Annotated in this window: 15 protein-coding genes; 8 read left to right on the top strand and 7 right to left on the bottom strand. The window is 59.1% G+C overall.

The annotated features are described in order from the left end of the window. Window positions 1–156 precede the first annotated feature (156 nt). The 3 genes from D3M59_RS11160 to D3M59_RS11150 are packed head-to-tail and all read right to left on the bottom strand — an operon-like array spanning window position 157 to window position 3019. The gene (locus tag D3M59_RS11160) at window positions 157–1104 is read right to left on the bottom strand and encodes an alpha/beta hydrolase family protein (protein ID WP_119533755.1); all 948 of its coding nucleotides are present in this window, start codon (window positions 1102–1104) and stop codon (window positions 157–159) included. A gap of 29 nt (window positions 1105–1133) precedes the next feature. Continuing rightward, the gene (locus D3M59_RS11155; RefSeq protein ID WP_119533754.1) at window positions 1134–2474 is read right to left on the bottom strand and encodes an MFS transporter; all 1341 of its coding nucleotides are present in this window, start codon (window positions 2472–2474) and stop codon (window positions 1134–1136) included. Beyond that, window positions 2471–3019, bottom strand: a complete 549-nt coding sequence (locus D3M59_RS11150) for a cupin domain-containing protein (RefSeq protein ID WP_119533753.1) — start codon at window positions 3017–3019, stop codon at window positions 2471–2473. The genes D3M59_RS11155 and D3M59_RS11150 overlap by 4 nt, the downstream gene beginning before the upstream one ends. Window positions 3020–3126: 107 nt before the next feature. Here D3M59_RS11150 and D3M59_RS11145 point away from each other — a divergent pair, with 107 nt between their 5' ends. From D3M59_RS11145 to D3M59_RS11120, 6 genes are all read left to right on the top strand, one after another. Then, window positions 3127–4020 carry a LysR family transcriptional regulator gene (locus D3M59_RS11145; RefSeq protein ID WP_119533752.1) on the top strand — a complete coding sequence of 298 codons (894 nt, stop codon included), beginning with the start codon at window positions 3127–3129 and terminating at the stop codon, window positions 4018–4020. A 155-nt stretch (window positions 4021–4175) separates the two neighbouring features. Continuing rightward, complete coding sequence (locus tag D3M59_RS11140) at window positions 4176–5165, top strand: HupA family protein (RefSeq protein WP_147416757.1); 990 nt, start codon at window positions 4176–4178, stop codon at window positions 5163–5165. Between the two features lie 250 nt (window positions 5166–5415). After that, complete coding sequence (locus D3M59_RS11135) at window positions 5416–5616, top strand: dodecin family protein (protein ID WP_119533750.1); 201 nt, start codon at window positions 5416–5418, stop codon at window positions 5614–5616. Window positions 5617–5704: 88 nt separating this feature from the next. Beyond that, entirely contained in the window at window positions 5705–6295 is a 591-nt protein-coding gene (locus D3M59_RS11130; RefSeq protein WP_119533749.1) for a DUF937 domain-containing protein, read from the top strand. Between the two features lie 29 nt (window positions 6296–6324). Then, complete coding sequence (locus D3M59_RS11125; RefSeq protein ID WP_119533748.1) at window positions 6325–6729, top strand: DUF3597 domain-containing protein; 405 nt, start codon at window positions 6325–6327, stop codon at window positions 6727–6729. 83 nt (window positions 6730–6812) lie between these two features. Beyond that, entirely contained in the window at window positions 6813–7379 is a 567-nt protein-coding gene (locus D3M59_RS11120) for a DUF4142 domain-containing protein (RefSeq protein WP_119533747.1), read from the top strand. Between the two features lie 61 nt (window positions 7380–7440). Here D3M59_RS11120 and D3M59_RS11115 read toward each other — a convergent pair whose 3' ends face one another. Continuing rightward, a complete protein-coding gene (locus D3M59_RS11115; protein ID WP_119533746.1) occupies window positions 7441–7920 on the bottom strand; it encodes an Lrp/AsnC family transcriptional regulator in 480 nt (159 codons plus the stop codon). Between the two features lie 331 nt (window positions 7921–8251). Between D3M59_RS11115 and D3M59_RS11110 the strand changes: the two genes are divergently transcribed. After that, a complete protein-coding gene (locus D3M59_RS11110; RefSeq protein WP_119533745.1) occupies window positions 8252–9601 on the top strand; it encodes an amino acid permease in 1350 nt (449 codons plus the stop codon). 185 nt (window positions 9602–9786) lie between these two features. Next, window positions 9787–10803 (top strand): rod shape-determining protein, encoded by a 1017-nt coding sequence (locus D3M59_RS11105; RefSeq protein ID WP_119533744.1) that lies wholly within the window; start codon window positions 9787–9789, stop codon window positions 10801–10803. Between the two features lie 140 nt (window positions 10804–10943). Here the strand turns inward: D3M59_RS11105 and D3M59_RS11100 are convergent, their stop codons facing one another. The 3 genes from D3M59_RS11100 to D3M59_RS11090 form a co-directional block, all read right to left on the bottom strand. Beyond that, complete coding sequence (locus D3M59_RS11100; RefSeq protein ID WP_119533743.1) at window positions 10944–12542, bottom strand: FMN-binding glutamate synthase family protein; 1599 nt, start codon at window positions 12540–12542, stop codon at window positions 10944–10946. A gap of 105 nt (window positions 12543–12647) precedes the next feature. After that, window positions 12648–13070, bottom strand: a complete 423-nt coding sequence (rnk, locus tag D3M59_RS11095; RefSeq protein WP_119533742.1) for a nucleoside diphosphate kinase regulator — start codon at window positions 13068–13070, stop codon at window positions 12648–12650. A gap of 270 nt (window positions 13071–13340) precedes the next feature. Further along, complete coding sequence (locus tag D3M59_RS11090; protein WP_119533741.1) at window positions 13341–14669, bottom strand: MFS transporter; 1329 nt, start codon at window positions 14667–14669, stop codon at window positions 13341–13343. Window positions 14670–14715 lie beyond the last annotated feature (46 nt).

Raw genomic sequence — 14715 nt, 5'->3', positions numbered from 1 at the left:
TTGGTCGTCAGGGCGGATGATTCACGCATGCACGTAGGGGACCTCAACTTTGGCGGGATGTCAATCGATCGCGTTGAAAGCCACAAGTCCGGTGCATTCTTCGCAGAAAACAGCTGTTCTGCCGCGCCCTTTTGAGCGTTATTTCGTCCCCGATCGTCATTTGCCACCGCTGGACGGGCCCCGAAGGTGCGCTCGAAAGAAGCTCACAACATTGCGATTGAAGGTTTGGTGAAAGGCGGACCGATCGAAGCCTGGATTATCTTTGCAAATGAAGGGCGGGCTCTCTGGGGTGCAGGGCGCAAGAAAGGAGAGATGCACCGCATTCTCAACGGAATGAAACTCGACCTGGCCTTTGAGAAGTTTTCGAATAACCCCGGAATTCGTCGCATAGGGGACGGTCTCGTCTGAGGATCCCGACCAGAGCTGAACGGGAATCTTTACGTCGCTAAGACCGTTGGGCTCAAACGCAAAGCTGAGGCCAGGTGCAACGATCACTTCAGCAACAATCCGCGGCTCCCGAACGAACGGGGGTGGTGTGGTTTCGGGCGCTGCAGGCGTCATGATCTTGCAGACGAATTCCGGCTGCTTCTTGCAGTGCTCATCCACGCTCGCGAGGTCCAGCTTTCCGCCGGCCGAGATAAGAGCGGTGGTGGCTCCGGCGGACATGCCGAACATGCCGACCCGGGACGGGGCAAGACGCATGCGTCCGTCCCACTGGCCCAGCATATAGTCTAGGACTTTGGAGACGTGCCTCGATCGGTCCACGAACCACTGGTGTTTACCGACTGAGACATCCTCCTGGAAATTGTCTCCGGGATGCATTGGAGCAACCACGACAAATCCAGCGTCAGCCAGAGCTTGCGCCGTGTCGACGTGTGCTAATGGACCGGCCCCCGTGCCATGCGACATGACGATGAGCGGTAGTTTTTCTCCAGTAGCGGGTGCCCAGATGACGACGGGAATGCGGGCGTGACCGGCGTCTTCCACGACGGCTTGGGAAACGGAGATCGACGATGCAGTGGCGTCAGGCGTCCACGCGAAGGAAGGGGCGATAGCCAGGGCACCGAGGAATAGACCCGCAAGTATTGATGTTATCGTATTCATAGGGGAGCTCCCATTCGTGGAGATTACGCCTACGCGTGATGGCGCTGCACGAAGCGCGGTAAATTCGAAAAGCTGACCATCGAGGCTACCAATGCACTGAGTCCGCCCAGGCCCACTGCCAGACTGACTGCGTCGGTAGTTGGGTAATAGCCGAGGAGCAGACCAACGAGTAGAGTTCCAAACGTTTGGCCGGACAGCCGAGCGCTCCCCTGCATCCCGCCCGCTGCCGCTGCGCGATCGGGGGGTGCCGATAGGAACATCGTTCGATTGTTGGGCACTTGGAATAGTCCAAACCCGGCTCCGCTTACGACCGCTGCGGCGACATACGGGGATAGGCCAGCACTCGCGGGGGAGAAACAGGCAATCAGGAGGCCTGCGCCGAGAAGCATGCCTCCTATCGAACATAGAATAGACGGATCGGCGCGTTCCGAGAGCCGCCCAGCGATCGGAGCAGTAACTGCTACTGCAACGGGCCAGAACATCATCACAATAGCAGTATCGATGACACTCGTGCCCAAGCCTAACTGTAGCAGTAAGGGCAAGGCTACCAAACCAGCCGACTGCGCCGTGAAACAGGCTACCGATGCATAGACGGCAGTCCGTAGCGGTCGGTTCGCCAGCAAGTCCACTGGCCAGAGCGGAACTTGGCGCATCTTCTCACGCGCAATCATCCATCTGGCGAGGCCCGCTACGCCAACCAATGCGACCGTCGCCATGGCGGGCTGGCTATTCAGACGCTCGAACGCGAAAAGTATGAGCACTGCCGACGCCGCATGGATGACGATTGCGACGCCATCGATAGAGCTTCGCGTGCTGTTGCTCGGCGGAAAGCCAATGCTGGCGGCCAATGCGACGATTCCGATTGGGAGCTTCGCCAGGAAAAGCCACTGCCAAGATCCCGCAGCCAGGATGGCAGCGGCTAGGGCAGGGGCAGCCGCGGAACTCAGCGCCACAACCAGCGCGTTCCAACCTATCGCTTTCCCAAGCCGGTCTGGGCCCAGCACGACACGCAAGATCGCAATGCCTAATGCCATGATCACGGCGCCGCCGAGGCCCTGGAATACTCTCCCAACTAAGAGCGCCAAGAGATTGGGAGACACTGAACACAGCACCGAGGCCGCGAGGTAAATCATGAGGCCGGCCACGAACATCCTGCGGTGACCAAAGCGCTCCGCCAGTTGCGCCGATGGGAGCAGTCCCACCAGCAGCGCCATCTGGTAAGCGCTCACTGACCAGATGATGTCTGCTGGTCCAACAGCCAGCGCGTTGGATAAGGTAGGCAGTGCAACGTTGAGCATGCCAGCATCCAGCACCACCATTGCCATCGAACAAAGGACGGCAAGAAGGCTCAGGTGTTCGCGGATCTTCATGCGACGACTGGCGGGGAAACCCAATGGCCATCCTGCTCGATGAACCGGGTCAGCTTGTTTTCCACTTGATCCTCATGCCGCAGATCACGCTCGGTAAAGCGGAAGACCAGAGCCTGTTCAGTCAGGCAGCGCGTGTCGTGGATGTCCCCGGGAAAATAGAGACGTGCGTGCCCGGGGCGAAGAATGTGTGTTTCGCGCCGAACCAGTCGCGATCCATCGCCCCATGGAACGCGCACGTAGGTGCTGATTTCTAGCTCGCCGGACTGGACGGCGTAGCAGACCCATGCGCGGCCATGATCGTGGGGCGCGCGGTAAAGGCCGGCCTGCTCACCATGGGCGAGGAGCATGAAGCCATGGGACGGATCTCGGTGAAGCTCGCGCGTGGCCGGTCGCTCGCTGAGAAGCGAGGCTAGCCAATCTTCTTTCTCATTCGCCGAAGTGAGGCGGTTCATCCATTCTTGAGTTTGGCGCACCAGGTCAGAGTTGATCGGACCCCATACGCTGCGCACATCCGCAACAAATGCTTCCAACGCAGTCTTCGCCATCGCGGGTCTCCAATGTGTTCGCCGACCTCGGATAATCCCGCGACCTACATTGCAGAAGGCGCATCAATTGCATTCCATTGTTGCGTAAAACGCCTTATCAAAATGCAATGTTCAGGCCTGATTTGAACCTGCTGGAAACCCTCGACGTCCTCCTCGACGAGGGCAACGTCACCCGCGCGGCAAAACGGTTGGCATTAAGTCCATCTGCGATGAGCCGGGCCTTGGCCCGACTCCGTAATGTTACCGGGGACCAGATCCTGGTTCGAGCGGGGAGAGGTCTAGTTCCCACGCCGCGTGCTGAGGAAATGAGGGCCAAGGTACGAGAGCTCGTGGAAGAGGCTCAAGTGCTCCTTCGACCGTCCGACGGACTGGAATTGGCGACCTTGCACCGAACGTTCACCATCAGGGCAAGCGATGGGTTCGCTGAAACTTTCGGCCCGCGCCTGATCCAGAAAGTGAGTGAGGAGGCGCCCAGTGTTCAGCTTCGCTTCGTTCGTAAGCTCGATAAGAGCAGCCAAGGACTTCGCGACGGTACGGTCGATCTGGAGACCGGGGTTGTTGCTGCCTCGATAGGGCCCGAGGTTCGGGCTCAAGCGCTGTTTTCCGACAGGTATGTTGCTGTCACTCGCGCAGGCCATGCGCTTGTGCGCCAAGGACTAACGATCGAGGGCTACGCAGAGGCGAGGCACGTAATCGCCTGGAGGGAGGGGATCGACCTCGGCGGTGTCGACGATCGGCTTGCAGAGGCGGGATACGCTCGTGACGTCGCTGTCACCGTCGACGGTTTTTCCGCCGCATTGGCGTTGGCACGTGGTTCAGATTTGATCGCAACCGTACCGGAACGACATACCGAGCAAATGCGGGCGGATATGCAGACGTTCGCGCTACCCGTCCTCGCACCGGAATTCACGATTTCGCTGCTTTGGCATCCTCGACTCGAGGGCGACCCGGCCCATCGCTGGCTAAGGAATAGCGTTCGCGAAATTTGCCAGGTGGGGTAACGAACTCGAGTTGATGGGCCAGTTGCGAGAGGGCAGCTCGTCGCGAAGCATAAATGCCGCATCGCCAGATCATCGGTTCTTCATCAGGACATCTTCATCGCCTTTGGACCTTCGTTGAGCAAAATCCGGCATGGATTTTGCGAACGGAGATTCCGATGCCTGGTTTATCGCGATTGAAGCTGGTCGGCCTGTTCGGAGCAGCAATTGCGCTCACGGCCTGCGGAGGTGGGGGAAGCGGCGCAGGAGTCGCCACTGTGCCACCGCCACCGCCACCGCCGCCGCCACCTCCGCCGCCGCCACCGGGTCCGCCGCCTATTCCGGATGGGAGCATCGGCTTGCAGAGCAATCTGCCGTTTGTTGTGGTCAGTGCGGGAGGGCAGTCGGACTATTCTCCGGAGCGTTGGCCGGTTGGACCCACCAAGCTCAGCGCCGACGACGTCCAATTCGCTTATTCGGCTGCCGATGGGCTCTATACGATTTCTATACCGGACTTCGAAACCGGCCGCCTCGTCACATTAGGAGGAAATGGCTCATACGACGAGTCCGGTTGGATCAATTTCACCGGCACGTACAACACGGTCACAAAGGGAGACAGCGGCGAGCTTCAAGATCTGAGGGTGACGCTTACCTGGCCTGAATTCGACGACAACTTGACTTACTCGAGCTTGGGCAGCTGGTCCGGTTACACGAAGGATGCCGAAGGCAATGACATAATGTCCCGGGGCGTCTTCGCGTACGGGATTCCGACACTCGCTGGCGAAATACCAGTTACGGGCTCGGCTGGGTACGCAGGCCAGGTTCGTGGGGTGAGCAGCGACCACTACGACATTTACGGGACAGTGGATCTAAGCTTCAACTTTGCTAGTGGGGCGCTGAGCGGTGTGATGAATCCTTCCGTGAGCGACGGCTGGGATTTGCATCCGCTGGGCGAATATCGGTTCCGCGACACGGTTTACTCGGCAGGAAGCACCACCTTCACCGGCAAGTTCGATGTGCCGGGGTCGACGGACGACAGCTGGTTTGGAGGCTATTTTACTGGGCCGCAGGCGAGCGAACTAATTGCCTCGTTCAAAGCGCCGTACATCAACCCGTTCAGTCAGCTTTGGGGGACGATCACGGGAGTCTGGGCGGCGGACAAGAAGTGAACGACCGAGAACGAGTAATCGCTCGGCATCGATGGCGAGGATGAGTTTCAGGGTCTCAACTTCCGGATGACCTGAACCATTTCGCTACTCTGGCATCAGTTCACGTTGTATGATTGCGCGTGCCGCAACGCCCAGAAAGGCAGCGTTGGCCTCGCAAATGCGGGGGCCGTGACGGTTTGAGCGATATGTCATCAGTCTTAGCTCGGGATGATTAGGCACGACGCAAACGCTAGGGTATCGGAGAAAACAGATGGCAGTCGCCAAGACTATCGAGATTGTAGCGAGCTCAACGAGCGGGATCGAAGACGCCGTTCGGAGCGGCATCGCTAAAGTAGGCGAAACACTTGATAATATTGAGGGCGCTTGGGTCAAAGACACCAAAGCAGTAGTCCGCGACAATTCGGTTACCGAATGGCGTGTCACGCTCGCAGTGACGTTTATCGTCGATTGAAGTGCGCCTGATTTCGGTCGCGCTCTGAACTATTGCTGGCCCCAAACGTATGTCCTGAGCGAACTTATTTCGCGACAGGAGCGGGGCCATGAACATCGAACAAATGCTGCAGCAAACGAACGCCATAGAGGCGGTTTCGCGCGAGTTAGGCGTCGACCCTGCAACAGCGCAAGCCGGTGCTACAGCTTTATTGCCATCCATCTTGTCCGGATTTCAAAACCCGGTCGGTGCGCCTGAAGCTCAGGCCGCGGGCGCGTTCCCTGGTCTCGGCGGCCTGGGTGGACTGCTGGGCAGTATTGGCGGACTGGGCGGTGGAAACCTGCTCGACAATGTCACTTCCAGCGAGCCCACCGAGGTTGAAAAGGGCAACCAGATTCTCGGACAGGTCTTCGGCTCCAAAGACGGGAGTCGAGCCGTTGCCGCCAGCGCGGCGGCCCAATCCGGCGTGGAGCCATCGCTCCTCAAGAAAATGCTGCCAATCCTTGCCATGATCGCGGCTGGCTACGTCATGAAACAGGCGGGCCAGGGTCAAGGCGGGCTTGGCGGGGCGCTTGGCGGCATTCTTGGCGGGCAACCAGCGTCCGACAGTGGCTTGGCAAGCGCGCCGCGATCGCCTGCCGGGTCTGGAAGCATTCTCGACGACCTGATCGGCGCCGCCGGCAAGTATCTGGGCCGATAAGATAAATTTGAATTTGTGGGAGAGAGACCATGAGTATTTTCGGCAAGATCAAAGACGCAATTTTCGGCAAGAAGGCTGAGGCCGCGCCCGTCCCAACCGGCTCTTCGGTTCCGAGCGGATCGCCGACGACTACCGCCGCACCTGCACCTGCGTCTACGATGGAGGCGCCGGAACAGGTAGATGTCGAGCAGGTTTTGACGAGCATCTCAGCGTCAAAAGGCAATCCCGACCTCAACTGGCGGACGTCTATTGTCGATCTCATGAAGCTCCTCGACATGGACTCAAGCTTAGCCAATCGCAAGGAACTGGCGACCGAGCTTGGCTACACCGGCGAGAAAGACGGCAGTGCCGAGATGAACATGTGGCTGCAGAAGGAAGTGATGCGGCAATTGGCCGCTAATGGCGGAAAGGTTCCCGCCGGCCTGACCGATTAGATGGTTGGGGGCGAGGCGTCGGTCATCCCCCCGATGCCTCGCCCGGGCTGCCACGTTGCTTTCCAATAAACGGAGAAGTTCTCATGCGACTGCTGATCATCGCCGCCGCCACCAGCCTCGCCATCGTGAGTTCCGGCTGCAAGAAAGAGCCGTCGACATCCGAGCTGAATGCGTCAAACCAGCTCAATGAGACGGGTAGCGCCGCAACGGGCGGCGCAGGTGCAGCGCTGGGCAACGCCGACTTCGCGAATGCCATTGCGGGCGGTGGAAGGTTTGAAGTCGAGAGCGCAGACTTGGCCGCGAGCAAGGCTACCTCGGCTGATCTGAAAGCACTGGCTGCGATGATCTCTGCGGATCACAAGGAGGCCGGTGAAGACCTCAAGGTAGCCGCGGGCGCATCGACCCCGTCATTTACTCCGCTGGCTTCATTGAGCGCGAAGCAAAAGGCCGACCTTGAAGCGCTGAACGCGGCAGGAAGCAATTTCGACAGCTTATATGTCAGCCAGCAGATTGCCGCTCACCAAGAGGCTGTCCAAGTCCTGAGCAACTACGTAGCCGGCGGTACTTCGCCCCAGTTAAAAGAGTTCGCAAGCAACGTCCTGCCTACGGTACAGGGCCACCTAGATAAGCTCAACGCATTGCCAAAATGACCTACGCGCTGGCGGCCGACAGCTACACGACTCAAGTTGGCCGCCATCGTCTTTCCGGCTGTCATGAACCCGCGACGGGATAGCCGGTAAAAATCTTGGGCTTTCGCATTAGCACGTGGGTCGTAATGCGGCGGACACCCAGCTCCCCGCTGACAAGTTCTTCTTTAAGCCTGGTCCACTCGGGCATATCGGCAACAACCACTTTGAGAATGTAGTCGACGTCACCGCTGACGTCCGACACTTCAACCACATTGGGGAGCGTCGCTACGGCAGCCTCAAATCGTGCCTGCTCGTCCGGCTGACGGCCTTCCAGCTGAACCTCCGCGAACAACACCAGTCCTATTCCCAACCGATAAGGATCTAATCGCGCGTGATAACCTTGTATTACGCCCGCGTGCTCGAGACGCTTCAGACGAGCGAGGCACGCGCTGGGAGACAAGTGCACTCGGTCCGCCAACGCTTGATTGGTAATGCGACCGTTGCCTTGAAGCACTCGGAGAATGTTCCGATCGATGGTGTCGAGCGATTCCTGCGGGTCCATGCGCCATAGACCGCAGAATCTGCGGAATCCGTCAATGGCTTTGGTGCCACCTGCAGCGGCACGATGCGTATCATGGCTCCCGCGAGCATCCGTGCTTTTGGAAGCTCTGCTGAAGGAGAATAGCCGTGACACAGTCTCAAAACTCCCAGGCCTATATCTTCGGAGCGTTTTTCGCCGCTTCGCTGCTGGCGGTAATCGTCTCCAGCATACTCATCGCCAACTAAGCGCTCGCCAGCCGACTAGTATCGAAGGGGGCGATGTGAAGAACTGGAACGTTCGGAAGGAACTTGGGGAGCACTCGGCGGGACAAACGAACCGGTTGGCTCGTACAATGAGTTGGCCGCACCTTGTGTTTCTCGGTGTTGGAGCGATCGTCGGCACCGGCATCCTAACGCTAATTGGGGTCGGCGCAGATAAGGCTGGCCCCGCCGTGCTCGTCTCCTTTGCGATCGCGGGCTTCGTATGCGCGTGCGCAGCGCTCGCATACGCTGAGACGGCATCGATGATTCCAGCCTCCGGGAGCGCCTACACCTACAGCTATGTCGTCATGGGGCAGGCTGTTGCGTGGGTTATCGGGTGGAGCCTGATCCTCGAGTATAGTCTGGTCGTAAGCGCCGTGGCGGTGGGCTGGTCGGGTTATGCCGCGCCGTTGCTTCACGCGTGGACCGGAATGCCAATGGCCCTGATGCAGGGCCCACACGCGGGCGGCCTGGTCAATATCCCGGCGGTCTTCATCATTGCGGTGGTCGCTGCGATGCTGCTCGCGGGAACGCGCAAGAGCGCAACGCTTAATGCCGTGCTGGTACTGCTAAAGATTGCCGCGCTCGTCATGTTCGTTGTGGTTGCTGTTCCACATTTCGACGGGGCAAACCTGCAACCATTCAACCCATACGGTTTTTCGAAAACCGTGAGCCCAGATGGCGTTGAGCGGGGCATCATGGCCGCAGCCGCCATCATCTTTTCGGCGTTTTATGGTTTCGACGCCATCGCCACGGCGGCTGAGGAAACCCGAAATCCAAGGCGCGACCTCGCCATTGGCATTGTAGGCTCGATGCTGGCTTGCGCAGCGATCTATACGGTGATTGCAGCGGTAGCCTTAGGCGCCACTTCCTTCACCCACTTCGCCAATAGCCCTGAGCCGCTCGCGCTCATCCTGAGAGAAATCGGGCAGTCTGCCGCGGCGCACTTCCTCGCCCTTTCCGCGGTAATCGCTTTGCCCACGGTGATCCTCGCTTTCTTTTACGGCCAAAGCCGCATCTTCTTCGTAATGGCGCGCGACGGGTTATTGCCTAAAGCATTGGCCCGAGTTTCCCGTTCGGGCGCGCCAGCCCGTACCACGGCTTTTACCTTCGTGATTGTGAGCATAATCGCCGCTTTCTTCCCGCTTGACGAGATTGTGGCCTTGGCAAATGCGGGCACCCTCGTGGCGTTCGCTGCTGTGGCTGCGTGTATGTTAATCCTGCGCCGCCGTTCGCCGGATGCTGAGAGGGGGTTTCGGACGCCAGCCGCCTGGCTCGTTGGACCGATTGCCATCGGAGGCTGCGTCTATCTTTTCTTCAGCCTGCCGGAGCAGACGAAGTTCTGGTTCCTGATCTGGAACTTGGCGGGGCTTGCTATTTATGCGCTGATCCGCCGCGTAAGGGCTTCCAAGGATCGCTCAGCGGCGTTTGAGCGAGCCTAGCTGGCCAACTGATGCACTGCGCTTCAGTCGCGGCTTCATGCATTCTTCAATGGCGTAGCCTCCCTTAAGCAGGTACCCAATGACGCGTGGGCGTCTCCTGAGGCGCCGCCGAGATGCATTCAACCTGGATGTCCTAGCCAGAAACCGCCCAGAAGCCGGGCGCAGATCAAGGCAGTAATCGAACGATGCGTAGCAACCAGTCCGCTGCAATGGTGGGGATCGATCTTGGAACTGCGAACACGCGCGCGGTGTCTTCGCGAACGGGGATCGTATTCGATCAGCCTTCGGTCTGCTGCTTCCAAGGCTATGACGCCGTTCCGCGCTTTATCACAGCAGGCGACGAAGCAAGCAATTACGAGGGCAGGGTTGCTCGGCCCCTAAAGATTGTTCATCCTCTAAAGAACGGCGTGTTGAGCGACATGACCGCAGCGCGAGACTACCTGCGGTTCGTGCGTCGCTCTTTAGGAGGGCGTCGTCGCTTTGGACGGATCAAACCGTTCATTGGCATCCCCGCCGATGCCACCCAAGCCGAGCAGCGCGCCTTAAAGACCGCTGCGATTGATGCTGGGTTCGGAACTCCGAGATTGATCCCGGAGCCCTATTTGGCGGCACTAGGCTTGGGTTTGGATTTAGAACAACCGAGCGCTCGTATGATCGTCGAGTGCGGCGCAGGAACCACCGAAATTGCAGTCATTGCTTTGGGAGGGTTCTGCCTGCTTAATTCTGTTCGTGGCGGCGGGAACGCCTTGAACAAGGCGCTGTCGGAGAGACTGCATTCTCGGCATCAGTTCCAGATCGGAGCGATGGAAGCTGAGAAGCTGAAGCTGCAGCTCTCCGAAATTTACGCGGGCCAGCTCACCGACACCAGCGTGAGTGTAAAAGGGCTAGACATTGTTACGGGACTCCCGCGTGTGCGCACCATCCCGGTTGCAAGCCTGCACTCGGTCTGGACGAAGCACATCATGCAAATCGTCGAAGGGATCAGGGCTCAATTGCACGAGGCTCCGCCGGAGATTGCGCAGGACATCCTTGAGAACGGCATCACATTGACCGGAGGAGGAAGTTTGGTTGCGCAGCTAGCTGAAGAGATTTCTCAGCATACGCAGGTTCGAACGTTTGTCGCCGAGCACCCTAAGGACTGTGTCGCGCTCGGTTTAAGGCGGCTACTGAGCGGCGAAGTTCGCGCGCCGGAGTTCCACTGACCAAAGTCCTGGCGGTGTTTCCCTCCGGTGCTTGCGATCCGTCGTCGTCTTGATGCCAGGCGTACGGCCGTCAAAGCCCCTCTCAGAGGAGGGCAAGTTTCAAGGTCAGCGCTTTGGGTAAGTAGTCCGGATCCGCACCCTCACGCGGCGAGACTGAAGCTGTCGGCGCGGGCCAACTTCCACGCGTTGCTATAAAAATCTCGTGTCTGATTGCCAAATAGCAGTTCGCCGTCGTCCAGAAAGATGTGGAGCTGCGAAAATAGCCTGATCTCCGTCAGGCTCACGCGCCGGACAAGGTGATGCGGGCCGATCTGGCTGGGATGCTCAAGGCCCGCCGCGGCAATCATGTCTGCAAGTGCCCGAAGGGTGTTACGATGAAAATTGTAAACCCGTTCGGCTTTGTCGGGTACGACGAGCGCTCGTTGACGGATGGGGTCTTGCGTCGCGACGCCGACCGGACAGCGATTGGTGTGGCAGGAAAGCGATTGGATACAGCCGAGCGCAAACATGAATCCCCGGCCTGCGTTGGTCCAGTCCGCACCCAAGGCCATCACTGCGGCGATATCGAATGCGCTGACAATTTTCCCCGCAGCGCCGACCTTTACTTTGCCGCGGATTCCGGCGCCCACGAGCGTGTTATGCACGAACAGCAGGCTCTCGCGCATCGGCATACCGAGATGGTCCGCGAACTCGAGCGGGGTCGCGCCCGTTCCGCCTTCGGCGCCATCGACCACGATGAAGTCCGGGAAAATTCCCGTTTCTCTCATCGCCTTCACGATGCCCATGAATTCCCAAGGCTGGCCAACGCAAAGCTTGAAACCAATGGGCTTGCCCTTCGACAATTCACGAAGCCGCTGGATAAATTGAACGAACTCTAGTGGCGTTGAAAACGCTCGATGCCGCGCCGGTGAAATGCAGTCCTCACCCATTGGCACGCCGCGAGTTACGGAGATTTCTTCAGAAATTTTCTCAGCCGGAAGAATGCCCCCGTGGCCGGGCTTGGCGCCTTGGCTGAGCTTTATCTCGATCATCTTAACTTGGGGATCAGAGGCTTGCTCTGCAAAGCGGATGGGATCGAAATTGCCGTCTGCCGTGCGACAACCAAAATAGCCGCTCCCGATCTCCCAAATGAGATCCCCGCCGTTTTCGCGGTGATAAGGACTGATGCTGCCTTCGCCCGTATCGTGAGCAAAGCCGCCCATCTTTGCGCCCTTATTCAACGCAAGTATTGCATTGGCGCTAAGCGCGCCGAAGCTCATTGCGGAGATATTGAAGATGGACGCTGAATAAGGGTGCCTGCAGTCGTTGCCACCAACCAGCAGTTTAAACGTCTGGGGGTCGGCGACAGGAGCAGGCCTCGTCGAGTGGGCGATGAACTCATAGCCATTCTCGTAAACGTCGAGCAGCGTCCCAAATGCCCGTTCGCTGCTTTCATTTTTTGAACGTGCGTAGACTAGTGATCGCTGGCTGCGGGAGAACGGGGTTTTCTCCTGATCGCCTTCGATCAGATACTGCCGAATTTCGGGCCGGATCTCTTCGAAAAACCATCGCAAGTGTCCCAGGATTGGGTAGTTGCGACGCACCGAGTGCACCGGTTGGAACAGGTCATAGATGCCGATTGCGGTCAAAGAGGCGCTCAGGGCAAAGATGGGCACTGCCCACAGGTCTGGAAGATAGTAGCCCGCAACGATTGCTGTTACCGCGCTGAGGATCAGCGTGGTGTATCTGGTGAAAACCACTTCAGATGTTCTTTCACGCATAGCAGTCCTCGGCCGGTCTGAGGCCGAGCATGACTGGAATCTGACGAATGTAAATTCGGGGTGGGCCCGACGCCCAACGTAGCGTCAGGACGCGCTGTCAGCTCGCTTGGGCTGAACCACCTTCAGAATGCGCAGTCGCCGCGAATTCCCAGCTACGTCGGGCCAGTCGATAACGCTGCCTGCGCGTAGCCCGTAAAGGGCGGCGCCGATCGGCGTCACGATGGAAACGCGGCCATCAGATATGTTGGCATGCGCGGGAAGAACTAACTCGACCTTGTGAATTCGGCCACTTCGCTCGTCGACATATTCGACGTTGGAGCCGAGGCTCACGGCATCGTCCGGCAGAGCCTTTTCTTGGTACAGCTCGGCGCGATCGATTTCCTCCAGCAGCATTTTGGCGATGATGGGCGATCGGTGTTCGGCCTGCATCGCTAACCGCGCGACGAGGTCGGATTCTGACTCTGTGAGATGGACAGGCGGGCGCTCTGCGCCCCGGGCCGTTGCCATGTGTTTTGCTTCCACAACAGTAAAATAAGGGAAATGACTAGAACCCCGAGACGCGCTTGCGTTCGGGGCTAGGCTCGCGCGGCGATCTGGCCTGCGTGCAATAGGAAGCGTTTGGCGGCGAAGTCTGTCACAGCTCTACCAAGGTGGGTGCTGGAGACGGAAAAGTCAAAGCGTCCGTTGCGCGGCCGTCGGGGGAGACCCAGCATAATTGAAAAGCGCCGCCCACGGCCTCCTGACTTCGGTTCGCTAGCGGGCCTCAGGCCCTCTGCGTCAGGTATTTCGCTGAGCGAATTCCCGGTTAATGGCGAGGGCGCCCAGCGTGCAGATCACGCCCGACAGCAGGTAGAGCCCGACCGACCAGAGGCCCACGTGGCTCGCCAGGAAGAGGGCGACCAGCGGGGCGAAGCCGGCACCAATGAACCATGCGGAATTCTGGACGATGGCGGCGCCCGTGTAGCGGTAGTGCGGGTCAAAGCTGCTGTTCACGATGCCGGACGACTGGCCGAAAGCGAGGCCGAGGAGAATGAAGCCGCTGATCATGTAGAGAGATTCGCCCAGTTGCCCTGCACCAAGCAGTTGCGGTGCAAAGCCACTATAGGCACCGATGAGCGCCGCCGAGACGCCCATTACGGCCCGGCGACCAACGCGATCGGCAATCAGGCCGGAGGCGAGCATCGAAACGACGCAGAATACAGCGCCAACGCCCTGGATCGTCAGGAATCGGACTGGACTCTCGTCGCTATTCAACAGGACGTAGGACAGCGGAAAAACGGTGACGAGGTGGAATAGTGCGAAGCTGGCGAGCGGTGCGAAGGAGCCCAGCGCAATGACGCGCCATTGCTTGCGCAGCGTTTCGAATGGCGGCGAGGGCTGGAGCTCGCGGTTCTCGAAAAGACGTGTAAATTCCGGGGTCGCGACGAGGCGAAGTCGAGCGAATAGCGCAACGACGTTGATTGCTAGAGCGACGAAGAACGGATAGCGCCAGCCCCAGCTGAGGAAGTCCTCCGTCGAGAGGATCGCCAGGAAATAGGCGAACAGCGCGGTTGCGACGGTGAGGCCCAGCGGGGCCCCCAGCTGTGGGATCATCGCGTACCAGCCACGCCGGTTTTGTGGCGCGTTCAGCGACAGAAGTGACGGCAGGCCATCCCATGCGCCGCCGAGCGCAATGCCTTGGCAAAGGCGGAAAAAGCCCAGTAGCCAGATGCTGACCGCGCCGACCCTCGCGTAACCCGGGAGGAGCGCGATCGCCATGGTCGCGCCTCCAAGTAGGAAGAGGGCGATCGTGAGCTTCACGCCGCGACCATATTTTTGATCGAGGAAGGTAAAGATTAGCGTCCCAATGGGGCGGCCAACAAAGGCGAGCGAGAACAGCGCAAAGGAATAAAGCGTACCCGTCAGCGGGTCGACGAACGGGAAGACCAGCGACGGAAACACCAGGACCGAAGCGATCGCGTAAACGAAGAAGTCAAAGAACTCGCTCGTCCGTCCGATGATGACGCCTATCGCGATCTCGCCCGGCTCGATCTTGTCGTGGGCGCTGATCAATTGAGCGTCGCGTTCCAGCGGAGTGGAGTTGGCTGCCGAAGCAATGACCGTCATCTGGCTCTCGTTCCCATGCTCTTTTCCAGGGTCATGCCTTAGCGCC

Origin of the sequence: Sphingomonas edaphi, assembly GCF_003583725.1 — a bacterium.
GTDB classification, from domain to species: Bacteria; Pseudomonadota; Alphaproteobacteria; order Sphingomonadales; family Sphingomonadaceae; genus Sphingomicrobium; species Sphingomicrobium edaphi.
This window is presented reverse-complemented; position numbering and strand designations above follow the sequence as displayed.